Source organism: Leisingera sp. F5, assembly GCF_001593695.1.
This window is the reverse complement of record NZ_LUKH01001333.1, coordinates 1-1,104: the sequence shown is the minus strand read 5'-3', so window position 1 is coordinate 1,104 and position 1,104 is coordinate 1. Positions and strand designations below refer to the sequence as shown.

The 1,104-nt window shown below is 67.8% G+C and carries 1 protein-coding gene; it reads right to left on the bottom strand.

Translation table 11 applies throughout. The annotated features are described in order from the left end of the window. Window positions 1-46 precede the first annotated feature (46 nt). Complete coding sequence (locus A2I95_RS41200; protein ID WP_291738056.1) at window positions 47-1,045, bottom strand: DUF2125 domain-containing protein; 999 nt, start codon at window positions 1,043-1,045, stop codon at window positions 47-49. Window positions 1,046-1,104 lie beyond the last annotated feature (59 nt).

Below are 1,104 nucleotides of genomic sequence, written 5' to 3'. Positions count from 1 at the left end.
GCAAAGGGCAGCGGCGGCCTTTGGCAGGCTGCGCTTGCAGGCTTCTTTAGCGGATGATCAGCCGCGGGGCGCGGCCCAGGGGCAGGGGGCCAAGTGTCACGTAGCCGCCGGAGAACCCCAGCGTGATGTCCAGGTTCCGCGGGTTGCCGCTCGTTTCAGCCAGGAGGCTCAGTACGCGCTCGACAGAGCTGCGCAGGCTGGGAGGCAGCACGCCGCTGCGTTCCGCCATCAGCACCAGCCCGCGCCAGTTTTCCGCCTGCAGTGTAATTCCGCCCTCTGGCAGGCCCTGGGTGTCCACTGTCAGCGTTCCGGCGGCCTTCAGCCGTAGGTCGCCCCAGCCGGCCTCTGCCAGTTCCAGATCGATCCGGCGCGGCTGCGGCCGCCGCTGTTCCAGTGCGGCCCGGTCCCAGGGCGCGTCAAAGGCAACTGTCAGCTCCAATGCCAGCGTGTCAAACTGTTCCGGAAGTGCGGAACTGGCCGCCAGCAGCCGCCGCCAGGCGGCGCGCGGGGCAAGCTCAGCGGCTTCTGCCGTAACCCGGTAGACCTCAGGCCTGTCCGACTGCACCATGCGCAGGTCCAGCGACGCGCCGCTCAGCACCGTCTCGCCGCTTCGTGCGATCTGCCACGGGGCCGAGATCAGCGCCAGTTCCTCCATTTCCAGCGCCGCACCCGGCGCCAGATGCAGGCTGGCTTGCAGGCCTTGGGCCGTGATCACCGCGGTCTGGTCGAAATAGGACAGCCGCTGGGCCGAGGCAGGGAAGTGCAGGTCCAGTTTGCCCGGCCAGGCAGCAGGGCTTGCCAGATCCAGCCAGTCGGCCCGCCAGGCGGTGCCGGTGCCGGGATCAGCCAGCGCCGGGCGGCTGATCCGGGTCATATGGCGGATAGGGTAGCCGCTGGTTTCAAGAGCAGAGAACTCAGCCTGCCAGCCCCGCCGCTCTTGGTCGGCAAACCAAGCCGCGATGCCGCTGCGCAGCCCCCAGGACGCTGCGGCCCAATACAGGCTCCACACCATCAGGGCGGCAATCAGCAGTTTTGCCAGGCGCATCGGATAGCCTCTTTTGTCCGGATCAGGATTGCTGTTTATAGAGGGGGAGCAGAAAGGGC